The following is a 22,023-nucleotide window of genomic DNA, read 5'->3' as shown; positions in this document are numbered from 1 at the left end:
ATCAACTCTCCGTGACGGATGCGCTTTCCCACTTCATTTCGATAGTGGCGTCAGCTGCTTTGGATTCGGGCAAATCGGTAGTCCACATGGCGCTACCGATTACGGTTTTGCCATTGGCGAGCTCGGCCACAACCGTGACATTGCTCATGGCGTTGAGGTCGGACAGGCTCAGGCTCGCGGAGTCACGGAGTGTGGCGCCGATATAGCCTTGTTCGATCTTTTCGGCGTAGCCATGAACGCCGTCGGGGCCCTTCAAGGTTTCACGGGATACCCCAGAAACCTTGTAAGAGAAATCCCCGGACATCATGTAACTGACGCCATCGACGGACAGGTAGCAGACCCCGGCGAGGCGGTTGGGATTAGCCATATGTTTCTCCAGGCATAAAAAAACCGCTCAATGGCGGCCGTTGACGTGGTGCCTGGACTACAGGCGGAATTGTTCGAGCAGCGCAAAAATGCGCAACTGGTTGATCAGCGTGGCTGGCGAGAGAACATCGACCCGGTTCGGATTTAGGCTGTTCTTTTCGACAATCAAGGCTTTGGCAAAGGCAGCCGAATCCTGGACGTACCCGTTGAATTCCATCGTCAGGTACTGAGCAATTAGATCGGCCCGAATGATGTTCGGAGTAACGATTGCACTGCCAGGCGCGAAGCGAGTGCCGTTAGCCGCTAACTTGACCCGTGCGTACTTCGAAGTTACCAAGGCCCGCTGAGCGCGCAGCACGAACATCAGCAGAAACAGCGTTTCGACTTGCAGATAACTGTCATCGGGGGAACCAAAACTGTTCTTTTGGTAAGTCGTAATCATGTTTTCAATCGCGACCGTGCCGTCATTCGCAACGGTGAACGTGGAAATACCATCCCAAAGCAAGGTATTGCGCTCGCCCACGTCAAATTGCGAAATAAGCGGTGGTGCGAGTACGCCGCTCACGACCAAAGTTTGCAGCGGGCGGCCCGGATCGGCACGCAATGCAACTGCCGCTGCGCCAGCCGAACCTGCCGCCCATGACCAGGGTGGAGACGGGGAATCATAAACACCCAGTACAGTTTCATGCTGGTTGTTACGGGCGTTGCCCGCAGTCGCCAACGTTGATAGCGTGCCGCGCAACGACGAGAACACGTGGCCATAGATCTGCGAGATATAACCCCACCGCCCCGTTTTGTCGTTGAGCAACGCTTTGAGCGAATCCAGCGAAGCTGTATCGGTGTAGGGGCTAACGATGAAGTCAAATGCCTGGTCGGCCAGGTTGCTGAGCGCCGTGTCCAGCACGGGGTTGGTTGCGCCAGCCGTCATTGCGGTAATTGTCAGCGTCAAGCCAACAGGGATCGCCTGCCCATTCACCGTTCCGAGATAATTCAACCGGATATCGATGTCGTTACCCGTCATACCCTTGTTCTTGGCGGTGAACGTCACTGTTGCCGTGGTCGCAGTCGCAGTAACCGGCAAATCTGGAGTCGCATTGACGAGTGCCGCCAAAGCTGTGGCGATAGCACTCGGGGCTTCGGCTGCCGTTACGACCAGGCTGACGAGTTGCCCGGCGATGTACAGCGAAATAACGCCTGTGGCAGTGGGCAGTCCGGCAACAAGCAGCGTGCCGGTAGCTGCGACCCCACCCGCTGCGTCTGCCAGAGGCAAAAACCAGATCTCGCCGAAACTGTCATTGGCAACGTAGGTCGCAGTCATCAGCGCAAGCATGGAACCCTGTCCACCTTTAGCTTGGGCGTCAGTAACGCCCTGCCCAAGCACTGGAACGTTGACTATGCCGTTACCGGCTGCGGTTATCTGACCAATGATCAACGTTTTCTGAGTCTGCGCCCCGCTGTTGGCCTGGGAGTTATCGACCTCCGCATAAAAAAGCGGAACCCGGTTGTTCGTCGGGATGTTATTGAATGGAACGGGCATTAGCTATCGCTCCCATCAGTTGGGGTGGTTTTCGTGACGCGCGAATCGAGCACAATCGCGGCGGGTGCCGAGGTTGCGGGCGGGGTCAGCGTTACATCACCGCAACCCAGGCGCCGAATCCAGTAAAAAGCGCTGTCGGGAACCTCGCGGCCTTCGACGGGCAAAAAATCTTGTTTCACAGGGTCGCGAACTAGCAACCCTTGAGAGGCATAAACGTACATGGGTGCTCCTATTGCGTGAGGTGGATATCTAGCGTGCCCTCAGAGCGACCGTCTGGGCCGACTGAACGGGGCGCTGGATTGACAGCGAGTGGAAATGGCGGGTTGTCGTAGGTGCCCAACATATCGACGACGTTGGTGAGGTCGTTGGTGATGTAAACCTGTTCCAGCGGCATGATCGGCTTTATTGCGGCCACTTCTGCTGCTGGATCAAGAGGCGGTCCGGGAATCTCCGCTGCCAAGGGGTAGAAATCTTCAGGGCCTTGGTAGAACTCCATACCGATATCCATCACCAGTTCCGCCAGTTCGGAATCACCTTCGCCGCTCTCACGGATTTCAGATCGAACGAACGGGTACTGTTGCAGCCTTTTCATCAGTGGCGGAAAGTTGATCAGTGCCATTTTTATTTGCTGCTGGATCACTTCCAGCTCCGCCAGTGCTGCTGCCGCACCGCCATTCCTCGGCAAATTCCTCACCTCGACGCGAGCGCTGACCCGAATGGTTGCCGTGACGGTGAACTGTGGCGCGCTGACGTCCCCGAGTGATTGCATATCCTCGCCGGGCGAATGCAGGTACAGAATCGGGTAGCTACCGTCCCAGGTGGCCCAAGTCCTTGCCAAAAACACATTGTTTCCGGCGAGGGTCTTGCCCTTAAGCCCCTCCGCAGACAACAGCCGCAAATCTGAGGTAGTCGTCATTACATTTTCCCCAGCATCAGTTTTGCCCAGCCATGACTATCGGGCCGCACCTCTTTGATCAGGTACGTGTTCCCGGTACTCGGGATAAATACCTGATCATCGGGAATTGGCGGAGCGGCGAAGATGGCGAGACGGACGCCCAGCACGGGCTGGACGGTGTTCGCATCGACCATGGTGTCAATCAGATGGATGTCCCGATAAGCAGCATCAAAGACGCCATCGATTGCGTAAGCCGTACCGCCGTCGGGGTAGAACATGATTTGGCTATCAGGCAGGTTGCCCTCGCCGAAGATATCCGCCAATGGCGCCAGCACCAGCGAATCCCAATCAATCACGCCAGCCTCACGGTCGGGCCTTCCGTAACCGAGATGTGCGGACCTTCGCGGCGCACATCCTGGACTACGCCGTCGCTAAGAAAGCCGAGCTCTTTAAGGCGTTCGACATCCTTGCTAAGCACCTTCGCGGTCTCGCCCGCCGCGATGTGCTTCCCTGTCACATCGACGACGGTCCGTCCGTGCGCCACCACAGCGTCGACCGTTCCACCCTGTCCCGCCTGTGGCGCGGCCATTAGCTGGCCGCCGGAGCGCAGACGGTCGCGCAAAAGGAGGCGTTAACGCGGCTCGGGATAACAATTGGCGAGCTCTGCATCAGCATGATTCGCTGAGCAGGATCGTTCTCGACCCAAGTCTTCGGCGCGTAGGGCATGGCCTTGTAATTAAACGCCGGGTCCAGAATCGAACCGAATGCGCGGGTGCCCATCAGCGCAGGGCCGGACATCAAGATGGTGCCGTCGGGCAACATCGGCTGCTCAACGCCGTTGTCATCGATGTACCAATCGTTGTACAGCCATAAGCTGTACTGACCCCAGCGACCTTTCGATACCGCACCCGGTGCGATTTCTGGGGCAATTTTGACTTCGCCAGCGCTTGATTCTTTCGGAAAGAACACAGCACCGAACACTTTTTCGTCGTTGGAAAAAGCCTTCCAGGCCGAAGTGGTGAACACAATGTCGGTCACCTGAGCCCCGGACAACTGCAGGACCAGGGTTTGCCAGGTTTCGATCGTGTCAGCTGGCACAGTATCGCGGCCAGCAGCGTTGAAGTTCCCTTTGATGCCCCACTGATTGTTGCCGGTCAGGGCGACAGTCAATTTCCCATCACGCCCGAAGTCTACGACCTCGGTGGGGAAGCCTTCACCTGCAATGATCACTTTGCCGGTGCGCAGTGCAGATGCGGCCATCCATTCCAGGCGACGGTCGAGCATGTCGATCTGGTCGGCCATTTCGAAAGCGATGTTTGCCATTTCACGGTCAGCGCCGGACATCTCGCCGCCACCGATGCGCTCACCAATTTGGCGCATGATCGGCTTGCGCAGATCTGGCGCACGCTTGTCCTTGATGTAGGCCGGTTTGTACGTGTTGGTTTGGTAGCGACGTTGCTCAACCAGCTTGCCTTGTACCAGCGGGCTGACGAACGGAGCCATGCGGCGTAGGCCGACGTCGATATCAATCGCCACGAACTCGGTTTCTGAAGCCTGAATGTTCGGGAAAAACTTATCGAGCAGAAATTTTTGCGAACGCTTGAGCGTGGGCACGACCTGGATCAGGTCGGTAGTGCTATAGGGAAAAGAACTGGCGGCGGTCATTAGCCTCTCCAAAAAGGAATTACAAATTCAACCATAAAAAAACCCGCGATTAGCGGGCTATGGGATATCTGGGATTGGCCCGATTACGGCGCCGGGTTGTTCGACGGCGGTGCTGCCGAGACCGAAGTCTTGGCGAACAGGCCGTATGGACGCATTGCTGAAACCAGTCCAGGCAGACTCCAACTTGCGTCGTAAATCAGCGCAGCGACATTAAGTTCGCCAGCCAGGTAAGCGCCGGTAGTGACCGCGCCAGCAGATGCATCGGCATAGTCGACCAACACAGCCACCGGTAGCTGGCTGCCATCAGATGCAGTGCGGACACACTGGATGTAGGTACCGACGACATCAAACACGTTGATGGTGAAGGTATCGCCCACCGCGAATGCGGTGCCACCCGCCGTCAGCGTGAAGTTGATTTCAATATTGGTGAACGCGGTACCAACTGTTGCGTTTCCGACCAATACGCCTTCAGGGTCCGTGACACTGAAGGTCGTTGCACTGGTGGCTAGCAACACGTAGCCGCCGATCTCTACAGCCGTACCGACGCTGATACCACCCAGCGTACCGTTGCCAGTGTTGCTCGAGGACGCGGTAGCTTGGAAGGGGTTAACGGTCTGCTGGCCCAGCACGGTACCGCGCTGCAAGACGCCGGCGCCGAGCAAGATCGGCTGAGTTACCAGGTTTCGAGCATCGGCGATCAGTTGATCAGGGATATACACCTGAGCCTGAACGCCGGGCTGTTGAGGGTTGTCACGAATAGAGCTGGGGGTGAGCGACATGCCGGAAATCTCCGTAATTTGATCGACTGACGGGAATTAGCGGGCCTGAGCTCGCTCAGCCGCCGCAATGATTTTTTGTGCCATTGGCGACATGCCAGCTGGAGCCTGACCACCGCCTTCGGCGCCCACATGAGTCGTGGTGACCGTAGCCATGCGATCACGCAACCCGCCACGTTGACCGCTCAAGGCGCCGGCGGCAGTTAACGCATTAACTGCAGAAGCGGCGGACATGCTTGTGTCGAAAGCGAACACGCATGCTTGCTCGACATTGCCGGACTTGATGCCATGAGCAACGATCTGGGCACAGCGAGCACGTTCGCCCGCAACGGTGGCGCGATTGCCCTTCGGCTTGTCGTCGTCATCGCCGTCCTCCATGTCGTCATCGCCGTCAGCGCCACGGCGCTTGGCTTTGCGAGCCTTTTTATCGTCGTCATCGTCCTCAAGTTCGTCGTCATCGTCGTCTTCGGCCTTAGCCCCTCGCGCATTGCCTTCCTTGTCCTTCTCATCGTCCTTTTCATCTGCATCGGCGCGCTTGGCGCGTTTGGCTTTTTTGTCCTCATCATCGTCCTTTTCTTCGGCGCTCGACGTCAGTCCGAAAAAATGGGCAAACGGCATCGCCGCACTCAATTTGGTACGCATGTTCATCGGTGTTTCCTCGAAAGGTAGGTGCTAGGCCAGCTTAGAAAGCAGCGCCCGGAAAGCGGCATCAGGCGCCGCGACAGCATCGGCAAGACCGGCGGACACCCCGGCGGCGCCGAGATAAGTACCGGCTTGCGTATCGCGCACCTTGCTGGTTGCGATGTTTCGGTTGCGGGCAACTGTTTCAACGAACAGCTCACCCATGGTGTTGATGTCGGTCTGGAAGCGACCCAGCGCCTCAGAGCTCAACGCAATCTCTGAGTGACCATCAGCCTTGCGGTCGCCATAGGTGATAAACGTCACCTGGATACCCGCCTCGGTCAGCGCTTTGGAGAAATCCACATGCATGCAGATAACACCAATAGAGCCTGTACCGCCCGTGCGAGGTACGTAGATGCGATCCGCAGCACTGGCGATTGCGTAAGCGGCTGAATAGGCTGACTCGTTGAGAATTGACCAGATCGGCTTACTGCCTCGAGCTTCGTAAATCATGTCAACCAGGTCGAAGCAGCCGGAGACCTCGCCACCAGGCGAATCAACATCCAGCACGACGGCGGCGACGTTTGGGTCGTACATCGCGGTCAAGAATGCCTGGCGGATACCGTCGTAACCGGTCATCCCGCTCCACGGGCGAAGACATCCGGTTTTCTGCACTAGCGTGCCGTGGATCGGAATAATTGCGATATTTCCCACCAGGTCGTAACCAGTGTCTCGGGACTCGCGATCCGCGTAGCTGTAGCCCTCGCCTTCCATGGCCATCGGGGTCATATCGATGGCGTCACCGCCGACCCTCATCATTCGACCGATGCCCATGCGCTCGGCAAGCGCGGCCATGATGACTTCGGCCTTTTCAGGGCGGATGGCCACGGGCACATTAAAGAGCCGCTGAGCAAGATGTCCAAAATGCATTATTCAGGCCTCGGTTTTTGAATGGACTCATCTGCCGTTGTGTATCCGCCAGGTATTTGCATGCCGGCCCACGTCGGCGCCGGGATGCCCAGCTCCGCGAACTTGTCGATTTCGCGCTTGCGCTGCTCGAGCACTTCTTCGTAGTCGAGCCCCTGCTCCATGCATTCCATCTGCAAAGTGGAGAGCCCGGCATCCATACCGAGAACCGCGCCTTGCTTTTCTGCCACCGGATCAATCCAGCCGCGCGCCGGTCCCATCCATTCGGCGCGGGAATACATCGCCCGGCACTCCATGAAAGGAGGCGCACCAAGCGGCATCGGGTAATCGTCGACCTCCATGGATTCCTCCATGAAACAGCCAAGCACCGGCTGGGCAGTGTTCGCGGAGAAATCTCCGCGCCGACGGTTCAGGGTTTTGAAAGCCTCAAGCAAGGCACCACGTGCAGAGCTGTAGTTTGTATCCGACCAGTCGTGCGACATCTGCTGCGCGGACAGACCGGTCTGGGCGGCAAAGTTGCGCAAAAACGATTTCTCGAAACCGGCGAAGTTCGCGTTAGGGCGAGTCGCGGTTACGGCATTGATCTTTTCGCCAGGGAACAGAATCGGCAACCGAGATTCGCCGAGCATAGTTTTGCGCTCATCGTGAAAATCCGCTCGCTGATCCTGATACCCAGAAAAATCGGCACTATCGCCAAGCGCTTCAGATACCAATCCGTGGTCAAACGGGCTTTCGATATAAGCACCGAATATCGAGTTGATTACTGCGGCATCCAACTCAACCGCGTCGTATTTGGCCAGCATCTTCATTCGCTGCAGAATCGGCGCGAAAATACCGGTACCGCCGCGGTGCTGAGAGGCGCGATCATGGTCGTAGTCGTGAATGATCATCGGCCGCCCCCACTCCGTTTCCCGTGGGATTTTCTCCCAAGTAAGGCTGTCGGCAGCCGCCCACCAATCCCCTTGGTGGGCCTTGCGAATCCAGTACGCCTGGGCCGCCCCAAACTCATCAACAACTACGCCACCGCGTGACGAGTTCGAATCGAACTGTTGCTGTGGGTTGCTCAATCGGTCCGGATCAATCAGCTGAATAGCTGTTGCATACCTGGCGCGCCCGTGACCAATGCGCTCGGGGATGTAACAGACCTGCATCAACGAGTCGCCATCGATCAGCTTGTGCCGAAAGGCCAGGCGCATCATCTGGGTGATCGTCAGCGCACGCTGAGCATCGCAGTAGCGGCCTTGATCAAGTGACCAAGAGCGATAGTTTGCGCTGGCGACCTGGGCAAACTCATGCGCCCAGGTCGCGTCGAATGCTTTTTTACCGGTGTACGCCGCAAGTGCGCGCCAGTCCGGCTTGATCAGTGGACGGAAGTGGCCACCAATTGCATTGTCGAGAATTCGTGTAACTGCGCCCGAGGCCCAGCCATCGTTGCGGACCAGATCCCGGACGCGGGACACGATGCGGTCCCGGTACATGTTGATTTCGCCATCTGGCGAACCCAGGTACGGGCGCCATCCTACGACGTGCTCACCGTGGATATCGGCGGCGTCATAGGGCGCATTACCGCCCGGCGCCAGCATTTTCGACCGGCCTGCGCGTAACGGCTGTATTGGTAAACCGTCCAGCCCAACAATCGATACGGGCTTATTCATTATTGGAACCTGAACGTGATTGGACGACGCGGCCGAGCGACAAGACCCAACTGTTGTTGGAGCATCTGAATAACATTGGCAAGTTCGGCAATGTTGGACTGGCGGTAGGTCACACTTTTAGCGCCATCGCCTTGCGTGTAAGACGCGCTTTCAACCTTCCCGCCAGATGAGAGTTGTAGATAGGCCTGTTGAGCGTTTTGCAGCGATACCTGCAATTGGTTGCGAGGCATGCCCGCCAGCAAACTACTGGATGGATTGAATCGGGCCATGGTCGTACTCCGTGAATGGGTTAAGCCAGGCGGCGTTTAGGCTTGTTGCGTACAGGCGCGTCGGGCTGTGTGATCGATGGTCCGGTCTTTTCGGGTTTTTGAGCCGCAACAGGTTGCGCATCGACCTCATCAGTCAGTGGCGGCCGGAAGACGGGGATACCAATCGAGGCGTTAACTTCTTCGGCACGCTTGTTCAGCTTCAGGCCCGCGTGCAAAAGACCGCAAAGCGCTGCATAGGCATAAACGCGACAGTCGAGCGCCTCGTTTGCCCGGCCCGGTGGCAATTCCCACACTCGGTAGGTCTGTCCGCCAGACGTCTTGCGTACGGACCGCTCAGAGGTAAGTTGCGCGAAATAGTTAATGTCTCTTTCGGTCGGGAAGTGCATATAGCCCGGACCGTGTTCGACCTGGTGGAGCCGCGACCTAACCGAATCTTTCGCGGCGTTCACGCCAATTATCACGGGCCTGAACGCTGATTTATTACGGCGGCTGGGTGTCTTGGTTGGCCATACCGGTGAGCGCTTACCGCCCACCGCCGACTCACCCCTGATCGCCCATATCCGACGACCGATTCGCGCTTTGGAAAAGTCATAGACTTTTTGCGAGTGGTGGCCGCCAGAGTCATGACACACCGCCATGATTTCAAAGCCGCGACCATCTGCCCGGTACCAGATTCTTTTCAGGTAAGCATCCAGCCGATTCCAGATATCAGGGGTTTCCATGTCGCCATGGATAACCTCGAAATCTATGGACCAGCTTTCCTCGTTGGTGCCCCAGCCGACCACTTCGCATTCAAAGCGATCATCCTGGGTATCTACTCCCACCGTTATCACTGCGACTCCGTCGGGTACCTCTGAGCCCCACACCTCGCATCGCTCGGTGAGCTTGCTTTCCTGTAAGGCGCGATCACCCCGATCCTCATAGGTTTCGCCAAGCACCAGGTTGACGAAGGTCTGGCGCATGAGTGGGTCGTCTTTGACCTCTAGCCACTCGGCAACCAGGTTTCGCCAGGCAGCGTTCACAAACAGGCTATAAGCCGCCCAAATGTGAAATCCCGCATGCCCCTTGAACGGCTTGGCGGCTCGCCACTCTCCGCGACCAATCATTTCTTCTTTATCGGTTTCGAAGATCATGCAGGCGGTAGCCCGGCACACGTAGAACACGCTTTCCGGAATGCCAATCCCGTTTTCGTCTTTATCCCACTTCATCCCGTAAGGCGTGTCAGGACCGCCCCACTCAAGAACCTGGTACTCGCCGCAATGTGGGCAGGGCACGTAATATCTTCGCTGGTCACTGTTGGCGTAGCTTTTTTCAATTCGGCTCTCGCCCTTCACCGTGGGCGTACTGCCCAAGATGATCTTTCGATTCCAGAACGACTCGGTGCGCTTGATGCCCAGCTTGATTTGGTCGCCTTCCTTACCGGCGCCCATTATCGGATAGCCGTCGACTTCATCGAACAGCACCACGCGAGCAGTTATCCGACGAAACCCGCCTGGGCTGTTTGCGCCCACGAATGAAATCGAGGCGCCGTTACGGAAGATTCGCTTGGCGATCTTTTGCCGCGAGTCCTTCCGTTTCAGGTCGCCTGTGATTTCGGCAAGCACAGGCGTGTCGCGCAACATCGGCTCAATTTCGGTAACGCTATAGTCCTCGGCATCCTCTACCCGTGGCTGAACCACAAGGATAGGGGCCGGATCCTGGTGAATGTGAAACCCGGCGACGTGGTCCATGATTTTGGTGTATCCAACCCGTGCCGACTTCTGAACAGAAACCATTTCTACGGTTGGGTCTGTGATTGCATCCATGATCCCGTTTTGATAAGGGAACGCATGGAAACGTCCGGTCTGCGCGCTTGTTTCCGGGGAAAGCATCGCGTGGCGATCAGCCCACTGACTGAGGCTTAACTTAGGCGGCGGCTGAATATTTCGACGACGCGCATCAAACAAACCAGCTTGCAGAGCAGTGTAGCCCTCGGCGTACCGACGTCCTTCAGGTGCTGATCCCATCTCGATCACGGGTCAACTCCTCAAGCGCTTCGACAATAATTCCGTGCAGCGCGTCTTGTATCTCCAATACGGTCTTCAGGCGGTGGATACGAGGAGCGTGCTCCGATGGAATAGACAACAGGCGACTGCGCACCCTGGCGTATTCCACACCCACCGCCCGGATCACGTCCTCGACAGCGACAACTAAGCGAGCTTCGCGGTCATATTCCAGTTGCTCACGCAGAGCTAGATAGTTTTCCTTAACCCGCTTTGCCTCGTCGACATTCATATCCGCGCCAATCGCAATCAAGATGCGCGTCGTAGCCTGCTCGACCGTTTCGCCTTCCTTGACTGTTACCCTGGCGGATGCGCGGGTAACAGGCGCCGGACCGGTGTTTGAGTTGTTACCCAAATCAGCTTGGGTAACAACTTCAATGCCGTCGCGACGATACTTTGCAATCAGCAAATTTGAAGCATCAACGTTAAGCTCTTTGCCCTCAAACACAAGCCAGCCACGGTCCTTCCACTTAGTCACGGTCTTTCGACTGACGCCGTGGAGTGCCGCAAATTCGCTTTGATTCATGGGATATTTTGTTACCTGTTACCCAAATTGAAAAAATTCGTAGCTCGTTGTGCACCGAGGCGCGCAATGCCCTTGATGTCAGAAGGGCGAGGAAGGACCCAGGTATGGGGGGGGTACCCTCCTCCCGCCGGCACCATCTTAGTGCGAAACCCTGTCATTTCGCGGTCGCCAGAGCCTTGGCCATGGCGTCACCGAACACCGCATTGAAGCGACGATTGACGATAGCCTGAGCGCGACTTCGGTAGTTCAACCGCTTGTTCACAATGATCGGGTCACCGAAGCGAATGATTAGTTTCAAATGGCCTGGCTGTGCGACTGATGCTGCTCGTCCACGCCTTGCCTTCTGTCCTTCCTTCGGTGGTATCCGTTGCCAGACTCCATTCACCGATCCAGACTTGGTTTTAACTGGGCCAATGAAGATGTCTTTGCGAGCCTTGAGTCGTTCCAGCACATTGCGTGGCAACTGACCGTAAGCGTTGAGCTTGATGTCTTTGGGGTTGAGCAGTGCTCGACCGGACAGCACGTGCAGTCCACCGACTTCGTATGGCTCCAAGTACTTCGCTGCAATGGGCCGAACGAATACGATAGCTGTGAGGTTGTCTTTGCGGGCGCCCTTCACACCTACAGACTTCTGCGTGAACGGCTTAGGCTTTTTGAACACCAGAGAGATGTTGTGGATCTCATCCGCCTGGACTTCCTTGGCAATAGTGGTCAGTGCCAGTGCTGTTGCGAACTTGATCTGTTTATTTGCCAGCGCCGTGAGCGTCTTCTGAAGATCCTTCACATTGGCGCGAACGGAAATATCCATTGGGCTCGCCATTACGACTTATCGCCACAGGCCACTCGAACAGATGGAGACTTGAACGCCAATCGGCTTTCAAGACCCCATGCGAAAATCTCAAACTCAACACGGTTTTGCGCGATATCAACACCAACCGTCAGAACTTCACCACCGTCGCACACATTTGCTGGAAGAGCTGCCACGGCACGACTGATTTCCGAGGCAAGCGAGGTGGGCGCTGTCATCTCTTACATCCTATTCTGCGACTGCTGCTGTAACAGAGAGCATGGCGATCTCTGACGTATCGAAAGGCGGAGTGGCAATCAGGCAACGCCGAGTTTGGCCAATTGGCCGGCGAGCAGCTTTTCCAGGTGATCGGTTAGGCGATCAGCCAAGGCAGGGAGATCGCTAATCAAGTGCGCAACGCTATGAATCGCGGATTCCAACGGGTCACCGCTATAAGCCATGCCAGCCATTACATTACCGGTCAGCAGCGTTACAGCACCGGCTGTCTTGCCCTGATCCATAGTGTCAGCCGGTAATGGCTGTACGGTCGAGGCGTCTACTAAAGACGCAAGAGCAGAAGTATCAGATGCACCGGATTGAATGATCACGTCAGTCATGTTCTTTGCCTCGGCAGATAGGGGTTTCGCAATCCATGCGATGAAGGATTTGAAGAGGCCCATTAGTGCGCCATCTCGAATAAGTACCCGCGTCGAGCCCAGGCATACAACACGACACCCAGGTGCAACGCTACGGTGAACGGGCTCACGGGATCGCCCTGCAATTCCATCACGAACCCGCCGAACGCAGCGATGGCGACCAAGTAGAAGGAAGCGCTCAGCAGCGGTTGCTCAATCGGCCTTACGCGTCGCAGATACTCGGCAGCGGCGAACATGACAAGCACGCACAGCGCGACGTCGAGGGGTCGAAGAAAGATATTCATCCGATACTTCCTTGGGCGCCGAACTTAGCCGCCAAGGCTTTTAGGCCGGGGATAATGTTCATTGCCAGTAGGCCGATCAGAAACGCCACCCCGTATTGCGGTCCGCCATCTGGAGTGATGTGGAAAAAACTGACGGCAAGTGGAGTAGTGAAGATTGCAGAAGCAAATCCGGTGAAGAATGCCGAGGCCGCTTGGCCGCGAGTCAGTCCGCGCAGGAATGTCAACGAGAGGATTGCACCGGCGAACCCAGCGATTGCAACGCCGTACTTCACCAGAAGAACCCCCGCTACGGCGGTGCTTGCGGGCTCGGCCATCGGTCAACTCCATATAAAACAAATATGTTGTAATAACACAAAAGTGTTGTAGAATAGGCTCATCAACACAACGAGGGGAGGTGATGAAGTACAGCGAGTTCAGACGATGGCTTAAGTCCAAAGGAGTCAGGTTCGAAGCGGGCAAAGGAACAAGCCACTTCAAGGTCTACTACGAGGATAAGCAAACGGTCTTTGCGGACCACGGCTCCAAGGAAATGAAAGAGCCGACCAGCAAAGCAATCATCAAACAGCTGGGGCTCAAGGACTGAGCCCCAGCTCACTCGCTTCCATCACCTTCCCGAAATAGAGGGCTGCAAAATGTACGATTACCCTGTGATCATTCTCGAAGACGAAAACCCTGGGGTCGCGGTTATGGCGCCGGACCTGCCTGAGTTCAACAGTGCTGGCGATGACATTGCCGATGCAATGCGTGAGTCTGTGGACGGTATCGAAACTGCCCTATCCATCTACGTTGATCAGCGCCGACCAATTCCTCAGGCGTCGAAGCCAGATCCGGGACAGTACGTTGTTCGCCTGCCGGCCGTGACCGTGGCGAAGATTGTTCTGTGGAACACCATGATGGAGCGAGATATGCGTAAAGCTGATCTGTGCCGTCTTCTTGGCGTGCACCAGGTGCAAGGTGATCGACTTGTCGATTTCCTGCACACCTCGAAGATGGAACAGGTCGAGGCGGCATTAGCTTTGCTTGGCAAGCGCCTGGCTGTATCGGTCGAAGCGGCGTAACTCGCCGTTTTGCATAATTTAACCGTGGAGCATCAACGATGCAGGTAAAGCTTAAGTGCAAGAAGTGCGGTAGTGATCAGTTCGATGCGCCGGCCAGGCCTAACGACAGCTCGAAGATCACCTGTAGAAAGTGCGGTGCTGTCGAGACTTATGGCAAGGTCATCAAGGCCGTCGGTGATAAGGCTGTAGAAGACATCAAACGGGAATTCGGGAAGCTCTTTAAGTGACTGCATGATCTCAATCAGGGGGCGAAACGACTCGTCAAGTTCGTGCCCGCCCGCCTCCATGATGAAATTGTCCATGCGCGCTCCAGAGCTTCAAACTCTTGCCTTGAGGCATGAGTTTTGAATAGGGCCCTCGCTGAACGTGACGATCAGAGGTTCCGAGGGATTGGGGAAAACGGAGACGCAAAAAACCCCGCACGTGGCGGGGTATATTTATCCTCTACAATCAGATGCTATTAACTGCCGACGGCTCTTCAGCTTCGTCAACCGGAAGACTCTCCGATATATCAGGAACATCACTTTGATTGCCTTCCTGATCCTGTTCGTCTTCGGGGTAAACATCCTCCCCGCTACCGGGTTCAGCTGGCCCGGGATAAGCGCTTTCCGGCCCGTTGTCGTCGATTACCATGTTCTGTCTCCGGTCTGTGGTGCAGAACACCTGCACATGGAGTTGAGATAGACGGCAGTATTCTGAAGTGCCAATAAGCTGATGAGCGGGCATGGGACAAGTCGAACTTGACGGCGCGCAGTGATATTTCCGAAGTCACTTAGGCAGCCGCTCTTCATCTGCCGGGCCTGGCGTTACACGTGCGCCACCTTCTGCGTCATCGTCTTCTCGGCTGACCCTTTCATCATCCGTCAGTCCTTCGCCGACATCATCGTCAGCGGTGTCTTCGTCGTCCAGCGCCCGTTGGGCTTTATCCCGCAGATCAAAGCCAGTTTCGTTGTCTGTTCCACTCGATACGCCACCTTGGGATACATTCCCAGGCGCTTTCTCATTGATGTCCATGACGGATCTCCTCTTCACGCACGGGTTATCCATGCACAACCTGAGAGACAACAATGCGCGATGAGTGCCGAGAACTTGACCGGTGGACGAAAGAAAGTAGCCTTTGACTGCATTTTTCACTAACTGTTGCTGAAATCCGCCAAAAACTGAATTTTTTTCCATCAAATTATCCCTAAATGTAAGGGATCTAGAGGACCTAAGCTTTCTAAGCCACAGGCAGAGGCTTTAGGCATCACTAACGTCGAATGGCGCGAGACATGACCCAATATCGTTGCCTGCTTCAACACCAGACATATGGCGCCCACAAAAAAGCCCGGACATCGCATCTCTGCGGCCGAGCTTAAATTTGTCTCTGTGCGGCGCATCTTAAAAACGCAGAACCGCAATGTGGAAAACTATATTCTCATTTTCTCAAAGCATCAAGCAGCTTCTGCTATCAGCCTCGCCTCGTCGAGAACAACCCACGCTGACGCCACTGCTTCGTCACGTTCCTTCTCCATCCACTTGCGCATATCTGCGCGCCACCGATACAGTGTTTTCTCTGGCGTTTTTGGCTCCGCGTTATCCCATGTGTGCAGCACCATGAAAGCTTCGGTAACGCGAGGAGAAGCCCAGGCCGTCGCACATCTGAGTCGGAAGAGGTAGTGAGCCTTTCCCGGTGCCGTCCGTGTCAGGTGCGATATTGCGAGGGTGCGTTGCTGCTCAGTCGAGCCGTCAAGGTCGACCATAAAATGCGCTACCAGCACCGCCCAGTGAAGAGGCGATAAAACCCGATGCAGGATCGCCCGAGTCATGCTGTCCTGCGTCAGTTGATCGAACTTATCCAGCGGACAAGGGTTATCTGCCTTCGGCGCTACCCACCCTTCGGGTTGGTACTTGTTCTGCCAGCCAGCACCCTTGTGAAGGGATATCGAGTCGACGTTCATTGCCCGCGTAATGGCGTGCTCAGCATCACGATAGACACTCATTAGGCTGCCCTCCGAATGCGACGTGGTGCTGGCTCATCGTCGATGCCGAACAGTGACCGCAGTAACTGGTCCGCAGCCTTCTGACGCGCGTTACCTTCAATCAGCCAGCGTTGTCCGTAATCGTGAAAGCCGATTTCCAGCCGTAGCCCATGCCAACTGGCGATCATGTCAAGCAGGTAAGCCAAGGCAGTTGGTCCGCCGATTTTTACCTTGGCCAACTCTTCGCCAGCGATCTTGAGGAACTTTCGCTCAAGTTCATTCATGCTTTTGCGCGGCAGTGCCGCAGATACCCTGCTCATGAATTTCTCCCCTTAGATCTGCTGGCATACGAGCGGCCCATTTCAACCTCTTCGTTACTCGGAGGCTTACCCCCAAAGCTGACGAATCGAACGAACTTGCCTTCCTGCTGAACATTGCATGAACCAACCTGAGCATGGCGGCACTTGCCCACGATTAACTCGGTGATGCCGTTACGGCCGGCTTCGGTTTCCATGTCCTTGTGAACCAGGATCACAACATCGGAGTCTTGCTCAATCTGCCCTGAGTCGCGTATGTCGCTTGGTCGCGGTCGTTTGTCAGGACGATTGGTTGGGCCGCGGTTGAGCTGTGCCAGCACAATGACGGGCACCTTCAGTTCCTTGGCCAGGTTCTTCAGCGCTATGGATATCTTGCCGATTTCAAGCGTGCGGTTTTGCCCGTTGCCCGCCGTGGCGATCAGTTGGATGTAGTCGACGACGAGCACGTCCAGCCCTTCCCGTCTTTGACATTGGCGAGCAATGGAGCGGATGCGCGCCACAGTCATTCCAGCCTGATCGTTGACGTAAAGTCGCGCCTCGTCGAGCTTTCTGACCGCTCCAGTGATGCGCGGCCAATCGTCATCATCAAGACTTTCACCTTCATCTAGGCGCGTCAGGCTAACGCCCCCCATTGAGGCGATGCCCCGAGTGATCAGTTCCTCCCGAGTCATTTCCATGCTGAAAATGAGACCGGAATGGCCAAGTGAGCAAGTAACGTGCTGAGCGATCTGCACGCCAAGGATTGTTTTCCCTGAACCCGTGAGCCCGCCAATGGTAATCAGGTTCCCCGCTCGCAATCCTCTGATGAGCTTGTCGAGGTCCGGCAACCCGGTCGTCAGGCCCTTGGGGGCGGTCTTGTTGTACTTGGCATCGATCGTATCGATCACTCCCGGCAGAATCTCGTTCGCCCGGTAGTAATCCTGCTCGCCGTCATCAAGGTCGCGCAGGTCTACGAGCGCCTGCTGGCCAAGGGCAATGATTTCGGCAACCGACTTGTCTTCGCTGGCTGACTCGGTAATGGACTCGGCCACCAAAACCACTTGGCGCAACACCGACCGCTCTCTGATTACCCGTGCGTAGGTCTTCCAGCTCGACGTGCCCTGCGCCTTCGAATGGACCTCGGCGGCATGGGCCAGCATGCTTGATCCGCATGGCAGTGTTGGGTGGTGATTGCTGACCGTGATGATGTCCACGGGATCGCCAGCGGCATGACAGTCAAGAATGGCCCGATACAGCGCAGCGTTCTCCAGTTCGTGGAAGTCGGCGATATTGACCTTACCGCTGATCTCATCAAGCAACGTTGGATCAACAAAGATGGCGCCCAATAGGCCGTGTTCGGACGGAATGCTGAATAGATCGCGGCTCATACGGTTGCCCTCGCCGATTCCCAAGTGAAGCCAGCAATGAGTCCGCCGTTCTGCCGCAGGCGATCCAATGCCCGGTGGCCGAGGAAAGTTGGTAGGTCGGCAATGAGCAAATTACTGACCACCACCGTGGGCCGGACCAGTTGATAGCGCCGGTCGAGGACTTCATGCAGAACACCCAGCTCGTAATCCGAACCCTTTTGCGCGCCAAGCTCATCGATGACCAGCAAGTCGACTTCAGCCAGTTCCCGAATCACATCGATGTCGGTGTAGTCCGCGCCTTTGACCATGACGCCTTTTGAAATGCGGATGATCTCGGCAACCGAGACGATAAGCGCCTGTGCACAATGGGATCGAATCACGCCCTGAACGATGCTGCTGGCCAAGTGGGATTTCCCGCAGCCGACTTTGCCCGCCAGAATCAGTGAGCGCCCCAGTCGGTAGTTTTCTTCGAACTGGTTGACGTAGGACTGGCAGGTCTCCAGAGCTTTGGCAGCCATTGAGTTGTCATCGACGCGATAGTTATCGAATGAACTGTCAACGAAACGTGGCGTGATACCAGACCCTACGAGCGCGCTGTTGAGGCGTTCAGCTCTGACCTGAGCCAATGCCGTGTTTCGCTCCTTGCTGTCGAGTGGCGCCTTGTTCAGCGCTTCCCAGCGGCAGAACTGGCAGGTGCGTACCAGAGCGGGGCCATCGAACTGCTCAACCTCGGCACTTTCAAAGCCGTCGTGCAGATGGCAATGACCGATGATAGGGCGAGAGGCTGGTTGACGGCGGAAATTAGAATGCTGGTTTGCCATTGGCAACCCCCGAATACATAGCGTCGGTGTGGTCTGGAAGGTCGCGGTAGTTGGACGCGGATTTGATGGCTGCGGGAAGGACGTCGGTCCAGCGCTCCCCATTCAGCCAAGTAGCAGGGTTTGGCGCGTAGCGAGCCTTCTCCTTGATCCATTCTTCCGAGACGCATTGCTTGCCAAGAGAGGTCATCAAGGTTGCACGCAGGTCCGCGCCGGGGCTCAATTTCAGCCATGCAGTTCTAGCGGCTTTGTGTCCGACTTTCTTCGGGTACAACTTGTAGAACTGATCAAACCCTTCCATTGGGTCAGTCAAATTGGACGAAGAATTCTCTGTAGTAGTCTTTGTTGTAATCTCTGTAAGAAGATCGGGGCAATCTGAACCGTTCGATTGGGGCAAATTGCCCTCTTCTGATTGGGGCAAATTGCCCTGATCGATCAGGGCACCCGAACGGTAATTGATGGAGTAATGATTGGTGTGATCGTGCTTGGCCTTGGCCAACTGCTCAGCCGATACCAAACCCTGACTTTGCAACGACTTGAGCGCTCGCTTTACAGTGTCCGGTGACCAGAATGGGAACTGTTTCTGCCACTGCTCGACGGTGTTATAAACCCAGCGACGGCCGTCATGCTCGACGCCAGACTCTGTTTCGTTCAGCCAATACTTGAGCTGCTGAAGAACGATCGCCTCGTTCAAGCCGATACGCTCGGCGAGCTGAGGGTTGATCACCAAGGGACGGAAGTTGAATAGGAGGCTCATACCTGCACCCCGCGTTGAGGCAATGCGTAGACTTCGTGTTCGACGCCGTCCATTTGCCCCTCCTCATCACGCAGCTGACGACGAACGATATATCCAGCTTTGGTGAGCTCCTTGATCGTCGCATACACGCTGTCGCGGCCTTCTGGGCGGGCGCTCTTCGCAGAGAAATCAACCAAATCAACGACAGAGCATTCCCAGTCGACCGGTTTAGAAAGGATGTATGCCAGCAGGCCAATAGCTCGAAAGCTCAGACCAGCGTCAAGGACAGCACTACCGAGGCCGGATGCCCGTTGAACAGATGCACTTCTTCGAATGCTCAATGGACTGACTCCCCTGAAAGGGTCGCGCGTCGCACCAGCGTCAACGCCTGACGCTTAACCGGCACGCCAGCCGGCACAGCGAACGACACATTCGTAAGCAGCATTAAACGGCGAATAGCGATGTCCAGACGACGCTTGGCGCTGTACCGACTCTGCTTGGCTTTCCGCAAGACGTCGTAAGCGTCGTTGGTGTATTTGATAACGCCGTCGTAACGCGGATCATCCCAACGAATTCCTCTATGGTTTGGCTCTGGATCGCCATAGACATGGAAGTAGTGCCGGTACTGGTCGTTCAGCTCAACGCGGCGGCGACTCACGGCGAGTTGTGCGCGGTGATGGTCAATCGACAGCTCGACGATCAGTGCCTTGAGTTCGTTCTTTGTGTATTTACGCTTCATGACTGTGCCTGCTGGACCAGACGAAACCGGCCCTCGAAATAGGGGTTGGTTGCCTGGGTGGCCGTAACCATTTGCGACTCGCTTACAAAGCGATTGAACGCTGCCAGCACGTCGGTTTTGTGCCACACGACGTATTGACTTCCCTTCGCCTCTTCATGTCCATTGCGGACCATGCCCGCCTGTTTCGGGAGGTGTGGCCACTGTTGCAGTACGAACGCTACCGTCGGCCCGGAAAGGCCGAAACGCTTGCTCATGGATTGTTTGATGCGGCCAAGAGGGGCGCAGTTTTGCGGACAGTGATCCCAAACTCGCTGCTCTGCGATGATTTCAACCCTGCGCTCGATGCGCTCGATTGCCGCCTGCTGCTGCAACTGTTGCCGTTCGACGGACACCAGGTGGTTTGCGTTGGCGGCAGTGATTTCGGCTTGGGTCATTGGCCGAGACGCTTTGTCTTCGAGTGCCTGCCAACGATCAACGAGTGCTGCCGTGAACTCCGGAGAGAGCTGGGCGACGACCACAATTGAGTCGCGCTTCCCCTTCTCATCAGAAAACACGTATTGCTCAACGGTCTGCCCGAGGTGATTCTTAACTTCCACCAATGGTGGGAGTTGAATAGTGCCCTTCTCTGCCAGCCGCTCGATAGTTCGCTTCACGCTGTCGTGGCGAGCCTCGACAAGGTCGGCGATTTCCTGCGACGACATGGTCAAGGCGTTGGAGGTGATCAGGTTCATATCGCCACCCCTGCCATGATGACGAGCGCGTCAGGCGTCTCGCCGGTAAGGACCGAAAGACGAGCAAACACTGCGCGGTGAAGTTCCGTGTCGCTGATTTTGGGGGCGTCGAATGCATGCAGCGCCATCAGCGCACCAATTACCCGCTGCGCCTGCATTAGTTTCTGCTGAGGGTCGACAGTTAGCTCTGCACGCCGCAGAAATTCTTCAACCACATCAAGCCCGTATTTATTCTGCGCGCCCGTGTTAAACGAGCCATACAGGCGCAAAGGTGAGCTTGGAACCGGACGCTTCGATTTGGGGATTGAAGCCTTCATACCGGCACCTCCATCGCGTCCATCAGCTCGATCATCTCGTCTTGCGCTTGATCCGATAAGAGGTGAACCGCTCCGTGGACGATCAGCTCATGATCAGCCTCAAGCTGAGCAGGGCCATCACCAGCGGCGCCAGTTTTGAAAACATCGTTTTCCATCAGGATGTCAGCGAGTCCGCGAATTACACGAAGACGTGCTTCAATTTTATTGCACAGTTCTCGGGCACGATTCATTTCGCCACCGCCGCGTTTGCCGACACGTTTTCGGATTCAGCGTTTTGTGTCGCGGGTTTGGCGGCGCTTTGAGCGCGCTCAAGGTAATGCTCTGCATCTTCCTGAAGGCGAACGCTAACGAGTCTGAGGCCATGCCCCAAGCCAGCGATTACAGACTGGGACATGATTCCCTCCTCGTCGCCGGAGTCGGCCAAACGCTGAAGCAAGCTGCCGACAGCCCACACAAACTGCCCCGTCGCTTCCATCGTTGCGGCAGCATTGCCCAAGCAGGCATTAGTACTAGTTGCGCGAGTCATTGGGCACCGCCTTGCTCGCTGGCCTGCCGGATAGCAACTTCGGTGGAATCAAGCAGGGCTTTGGCTCCAGTTATTATGAAGATAATGCCGAACGCCGCGTCTTCATCAACTGGTCCCACGGCACTAAGCTGGGTGATCAGCGCAATGCCGGATGAGAGCAAAGTGCTCGACTCAGTAAGCGCTCGAGATACACACGGTGGCTTACAGTCCATAAATGCATCATTGAAGTTTATGGGTTGCGTTTCGCTTAAATGTTGCATCCGGTTATGTCCGGTGGTATTTTTCGGGTGCATTGATTCGTCCTCCACAGAACGAAGAAGTTTTAAAAAGCTCCCCTGCAAGGGAGTGGTTAAAGAAGGCTCGCGACTGCGGGCCTTTTTGTTGCCTGCGGTTTAGCCGGACAACAAAAACTGGGATTGGCGCTTATTCATTTTCGATGCTCATCAAATCGGCAAACGCCAACGTTCG

At 56.0% G+C, this 22,023-nt stretch carries 36 protein-coding genes; 3 read left to right on the top strand and 33 right to left on the bottom strand.

Features of this window, described 5'->3' with window-relative positions:
* Position 1 precedes the first annotated feature (1 nt).
* The 19 genes from RGW60_RS06620 to RGW60_RS06530 all read right to left on the bottom strand — a co-directional run bounded on the left by RGW60_RS06620 (position 2) and on the right by RGW60_RS06530 (position 13,320).
* A complete protein-coding gene (locus RGW60_RS06620) occupies positions 2-367 on the bottom strand; it encodes a phage tail tube protein (protein WP_322203223.1) in 366 nt (121 codons plus the stop codon).
* 57 nt (positions 368-424) lie between these two features.
* Entirely contained in the window at positions 425-1,903 is a 1,479-nt protein-coding gene (locus tag RGW60_RS06615) for a phage tail sheath subtilisin-like domain-containing protein (RefSeq protein WP_322203221.1), read from the bottom strand.
* Entirely contained in the window at positions 1,903-2,124 is a 222-nt protein-coding gene (locus tag RGW60_RS06610) for a DUF2635 domain-containing protein (protein ID WP_322203219.1), read from the bottom strand. The genes RGW60_RS06615 and RGW60_RS06610 overlap by 1 nt, the downstream gene beginning before the upstream one ends.
* Before the next feature lie 8 nt (positions 2,125-2,132).
* Positions 2,133-2,819 carry a phage tail protein gene (locus RGW60_RS06605; protein WP_322203217.1) on the bottom strand — a complete coding sequence of 229 codons (687 nt, stop codon included), beginning with the start codon at positions 2,817-2,819 and terminating at the stop codon, positions 2,133-2,135.
* Positions 2,819-3,154 carry a hypothetical protein gene (locus RGW60_RS06600; protein WP_322203215.1) on the bottom strand — a complete coding sequence of 112 codons (336 nt, stop codon included), beginning with the start codon at positions 3,152-3,154 and terminating at the stop codon, positions 2,819-2,821. The genes RGW60_RS06605 and RGW60_RS06600 overlap by 1 nt, the downstream gene beginning before the upstream one ends.
* On the bottom strand, positions 3,151-3,387 hold the full coding sequence (locus tag RGW60_RS06595; RefSeq protein WP_322203213.1) for a hypothetical protein: 237 nt from the start codon (positions 3,385-3,387) through the stop codon (positions 3,151-3,153). The genes RGW60_RS06600 and RGW60_RS06595 overlap by 4 nt, the downstream gene beginning before the upstream one ends.
* Positions 3,387-4,463 carry a major capsid protein gene (locus RGW60_RS06590; RefSeq protein ID WP_322203210.1) on the bottom strand — a complete coding sequence of 359 codons (1,077 nt, stop codon included), beginning with the start codon at positions 4,461-4,463 and terminating at the stop codon, positions 3,387-3,389. The genes RGW60_RS06595 and RGW60_RS06590 overlap by 1 nt, the downstream gene beginning before the upstream one ends.
* Before the next feature lie 83 nt (positions 4,464-4,546).
* A complete protein-coding gene (locus tag RGW60_RS06585; protein WP_322203208.1) occupies positions 4,547-5,242 on the bottom strand; it encodes a head decoration protein in 696 nt (231 codons plus the stop codon).
* A gap of 36 nt (positions 5,243-5,278) precedes the next feature.
* On the bottom strand, positions 5,279-5,887 hold the full coding sequence (locus tag RGW60_RS06580; protein ID WP_322203206.1) for a hypothetical protein: 609 nt from the start codon (positions 5,885-5,887) through the stop codon (positions 5,279-5,281).
* A 24-nt stretch (positions 5,888-5,911) separates the two neighbouring features.
* Positions 5,912-6,790: a S49 family peptidase gene (locus RGW60_RS06575; protein ID WP_322203204.1), complete on the bottom strand. Its 879-nt coding sequence runs from the start codon at positions 6,788-6,790 to the stop codon at positions 5,912-5,914.
* Positions 6,790-8,442: a phage portal protein gene (locus tag RGW60_RS06570; RefSeq protein WP_322203202.1), complete on the bottom strand. Its 1,653-nt coding sequence runs from the start codon at positions 8,440-8,442 to the stop codon at positions 6,790-6,792. Before RGW60_RS06570 ends, RGW60_RS06575 begins: the two co-directional genes overlap by 1 nt.
* A complete protein-coding gene (gene gpW / locus RGW60_RS06565) occupies positions 8,442-8,711 on the bottom strand; it encodes a gpW family head-tail joining protein (protein ID WP_322203200.1) in 270 nt (89 codons plus the stop codon). Before gpW ends, RGW60_RS06570 begins: the two co-directional genes overlap by 1 nt.
* Positions 8,712-8,731: 20 nt before the next feature.
* Entirely contained in the window at positions 8,732-10,717 is a 1,986-nt protein-coding gene (locus RGW60_RS06560; RefSeq protein WP_322206859.1) for a phage terminase large subunit family protein, read from the bottom strand.
* Positions 10,701-11,279 (bottom strand): hypothetical protein, encoded by a 579-nt coding sequence (locus RGW60_RS06555; protein ID WP_322203198.1) that lies wholly within the window; start codon positions 11,277-11,279, stop codon positions 10,701-10,703. The genes RGW60_RS06560 and RGW60_RS06555 overlap by 17 nt, the downstream gene beginning before the upstream one ends.
* A 154-nt stretch (positions 11,280-11,433) precedes the next feature.
* Entirely contained in the window at positions 11,434-12,087 is a 654-nt protein-coding gene (locus RGW60_RS06550) for a hypothetical protein (RefSeq protein ID WP_322203196.1), read from the bottom strand.
* Between the two features lie 11 nt (positions 12,088-12,098).
* The gene (locus tag RGW60_RS06545) at positions 12,099-12,305 is read right to left on the bottom strand and encodes a terminase gpA endonuclease subunit (RefSeq protein WP_322203194.1); all 207 of its coding nucleotides are present in this window, start codon (positions 12,303-12,305) and stop codon (positions 12,099-12,101) included.
* 78 nt (positions 12,306-12,383) lie between these two features.
* On the bottom strand, positions 12,384-12,683 hold the full coding sequence (locus tag RGW60_RS06540) for a hypothetical protein (RefSeq protein WP_322203192.1): 300 nt from the start codon (positions 12,681-12,683) through the stop codon (positions 12,384-12,386).
* Between the two features lie 62 nt (positions 12,684-12,745).
* Positions 12,746-13,006: a hypothetical protein gene (locus tag RGW60_RS06535; RefSeq protein WP_322203190.1), complete on the bottom strand. Its 261-nt coding sequence runs from the start codon at positions 13,004-13,006 to the stop codon at positions 12,746-12,748.
* Positions 13,003-13,320, bottom strand: coding sequence for a peptidase M48, Ste24p (locus tag RGW60_RS06530; protein ID WP_322203188.1), 318 nt, complete (start codon positions 13,318-13,320; stop codon positions 13,003-13,005). The genes RGW60_RS06535 and RGW60_RS06530 overlap by 4 nt, the downstream gene beginning before the upstream one ends.
* A gap of 83 nt (positions 13,321-13,403) precedes the next feature.
* Here RGW60_RS06530 and RGW60_RS06525 point away from each other — a divergent pair, with 83 nt between their 5' ends.
* Genes RGW60_RS06525 through RGW60_RS23725 form a run of 3 tightly spaced genes read left to right on the top strand, consistent with a single transcriptional unit; the run spans position 13,404 to position 14,291 of the window.
* On the top strand, positions 13,404-13,589 hold the full coding sequence (locus RGW60_RS06525; RefSeq protein ID WP_322203186.1) for a type II toxin-antitoxin system HicA family toxin: 186 nt from the start codon (positions 13,404-13,406) through the stop codon (positions 13,587-13,589).
* Between the two features lie 49 nt (positions 13,590-13,638).
* Complete coding sequence (locus RGW60_RS06520) at positions 13,639-14,064, top strand: type II toxin-antitoxin system HicB family antitoxin (RefSeq protein ID WP_322203184.1); 426 nt, start codon at positions 13,639-13,641, stop codon at positions 14,062-14,064.
* Positions 14,065-14,102: 38 nt separating this feature from the next.
* Positions 14,103-14,291, top strand: coding sequence for an ECs_2282 family putative zinc-binding protein (locus RGW60_RS23725; protein ID WP_416194834.1), 189 nt, complete (start codon positions 14,103-14,105; stop codon positions 14,289-14,291).
* Positions 14,292-14,514: 223 nt separating this feature from the next.
* Here the strand turns inward: RGW60_RS23725 and RGW60_RS06510 are convergent, their stop codons facing one another.
* From RGW60_RS06510 to RGW60_RS06445, 14 genes are all read right to left on the bottom strand, one after another.
* Positions 14,515-14,697: a hypothetical protein gene (locus tag RGW60_RS06510; protein ID WP_322203180.1), complete on the bottom strand. Its 183-nt coding sequence runs from the start codon at positions 14,695-14,697 to the stop codon at positions 14,515-14,517.
* Positions 14,698-14,832: 135 nt separating this feature from the next.
* The gene (locus RGW60_RS06505) at positions 14,833-15,240 is read right to left on the bottom strand and encodes a hypothetical protein (protein WP_322203178.1); all 408 of its coding nucleotides are present in this window, start codon (positions 15,238-15,240) and stop codon (positions 14,833-14,835) included.
* 257 nt (positions 15,241-15,497) lie between these two features.
* Positions 15,498-16,046: a hypothetical protein gene (locus RGW60_RS06500; protein WP_322203176.1), complete on the bottom strand. Its 549-nt coding sequence runs from the start codon at positions 16,044-16,046 to the stop codon at positions 15,498-15,500.
* Complete coding sequence (locus tag RGW60_RS06495) at positions 16,046-16,345, bottom strand: hypothetical protein (RefSeq protein ID WP_322203174.1); 300 nt, start codon at positions 16,343-16,345, stop codon at positions 16,046-16,048. Before RGW60_RS06495 ends, RGW60_RS06500 begins: the two co-directional genes overlap by 1 nt.
* Complete coding sequence (locus RGW60_RS06490) at positions 16,342-17,709, bottom strand: replicative DNA helicase (protein WP_322203172.1); 1,368 nt, start codon at positions 17,707-17,709, stop codon at positions 16,342-16,344. Before RGW60_RS06490 ends, RGW60_RS06495 begins: the two co-directional genes overlap by 4 nt.
* The gene (locus tag RGW60_RS06485; RefSeq protein ID WP_322203170.1) at positions 17,706-18,509 is read right to left on the bottom strand and encodes an ATP-binding protein; all 804 of its coding nucleotides are present in this window, start codon (positions 18,507-18,509) and stop codon (positions 17,706-17,708) included. The genes RGW60_RS06490 and RGW60_RS06485 overlap by 4 nt, the downstream gene beginning before the upstream one ends.
* Complete coding sequence (locus tag RGW60_RS06480) at positions 18,490-19,263, bottom strand: hypothetical protein (RefSeq protein ID WP_322203168.1); 774 nt, start codon at positions 19,261-19,263, stop codon at positions 18,490-18,492. The genes RGW60_RS06485 and RGW60_RS06480 overlap by 20 nt, the downstream gene beginning before the upstream one ends.
* Positions 19,260-19,583 (bottom strand): hypothetical protein, encoded by a 324-nt coding sequence (locus RGW60_RS06475; RefSeq protein ID WP_322203166.1) that lies wholly within the window; start codon positions 19,581-19,583, stop codon positions 19,260-19,262. Before RGW60_RS06475 ends, RGW60_RS06480 begins: the two co-directional genes overlap by 4 nt.
* The gene (locus RGW60_RS06470) at positions 19,580-19,981 is read right to left on the bottom strand and encodes a hypothetical protein (RefSeq protein ID WP_322203164.1); all 402 of its coding nucleotides are present in this window, start codon (positions 19,979-19,981) and stop codon (positions 19,580-19,582) included. Before RGW60_RS06470 ends, RGW60_RS06475 begins: the two co-directional genes overlap by 4 nt.
* Entirely contained in the window at positions 19,978-20,712 is a 735-nt protein-coding gene (locus RGW60_RS06465; RefSeq protein WP_322203162.1) for a Rha family transcriptional regulator, read from the bottom strand. The genes RGW60_RS06470 and RGW60_RS06465 overlap by 4 nt, the downstream gene beginning before the upstream one ends.
* A complete protein-coding gene (locus RGW60_RS06460) occupies positions 20,709-21,029 on the bottom strand; it encodes a hypothetical protein (protein ID WP_322203161.1) in 321 nt (106 codons plus the stop codon). Before RGW60_RS06460 ends, RGW60_RS06465 begins: the two co-directional genes overlap by 4 nt.
* Positions 21,026-21,259: a hypothetical protein gene (locus RGW60_RS06455; RefSeq protein WP_322203159.1), complete on the bottom strand. Its 234-nt coding sequence runs from the start codon at positions 21,257-21,259 to the stop codon at positions 21,026-21,028. Before RGW60_RS06455 ends, RGW60_RS06460 begins: the two co-directional genes overlap by 4 nt.
* Entirely contained in the window at positions 21,256-21,555 is a 300-nt protein-coding gene (locus RGW60_RS06450; RefSeq protein WP_322203158.1) for a hypothetical protein, read from the bottom strand. Before RGW60_RS06450 ends, RGW60_RS06455 begins: the two co-directional genes overlap by 4 nt.
* Positions 21,552-21,848, bottom strand: a complete 297-nt coding sequence (locus RGW60_RS06445; protein WP_322203156.1) for a hypothetical protein — start codon at positions 21,846-21,848, stop codon at positions 21,552-21,554. The genes RGW60_RS06450 and RGW60_RS06445 overlap by 4 nt, the downstream gene beginning before the upstream one ends.
* Between the last annotated feature and the right edge of the window lie 175 nt (positions 21,849-22,023).

The sequence above is a fragment of the Pseudomonas sp. AB6 genome (genome assembly GCF_034314105.1).
In the GTDB taxonomy this organism is placed as follows: domain Bacteria; phylum Pseudomonadota; class Gammaproteobacteria; order Pseudomonadales; family Pseudomonadaceae; genus Aquipseudomonas.
Note: the sequence above shows the minus strand (reverse complement) of the source record. Positions and strands in the feature narration are given on the sequence as shown.